At 61.3% G+C, this 656-nt stretch carries 1 protein-coding gene; it reads left to right on the forward strand.

Translation table 11 applies throughout. The annotated features are described in order from the left end of the window. The coding region (locus V7S54_RS33245; RefSeq protein ID WP_336410030.1) for a hydrolase at positions 1-656 on the forward strand (656 nt) is incomplete at both ends.

The raw sequence follows: 656 nt of genomic DNA on the forward strand, positions 1-656 counted from the left end.
AAACTCGAAGTCCTGACCCCCCAGAACAGCCAGCTGATCTTCATCGACCAGCAGCCGCAGATGGCCTTCGGCGTTCAGTCGATCGATCGGCAGGTGTTGAAGAACAACGTCGTCGGTCTCGCCAAGGCGGCAAAGGTCTTCAACATTCCAACGACCATCACCACCGTCGAAACCGGGTCCTTCTCCGGCCACACCTATCCCGAACTGCTCGCCGTCTTCCCGGAAAACGACATTCTCGAACGCACCTCGATGAACTCCTGGGACGATCAGAACGTCCGCGATGCGCTGGCCCAAAATGCCGCCAACGGCCGCAAGAAAATCGTCGTCTCCGGGCTGTGGACCGAAGTCTGCAACACCACCTTCGCGCTCTCCGCTCTCCATGATGTCCCGGACTACGAGATCTACATGGTCGCCGACGCCTCCGGCGGCACCTCGGCCGATGCGCACAAATACGCCATGGACCGCATGGTCCAGGCCGGCGTCATCCCGGTGACCTGGCAGCAGGTCCTGCTCGAATGGCAGCGCGACTGGGCCCACAAGGAAACCTACAATGCCGTCACCGCGCTGGTGAAGGAGCATTCCGGCGCCTACGGCATGGGCATCGATTACGCCGTCACCATGGTTCACAAGGGTGACGAACGCGTCCGCCACGGCAA

The sequence above is a fragment of the Ensifer sp. CCNWLY38 genome, from assembly GCF_037120565.1.
Taxonomy (GTDB): Bacteria; Pseudomonadota; Alphaproteobacteria; order Rhizobiales; family Rhizobiaceae; genus Ensifer; species Ensifer adhaerens_H.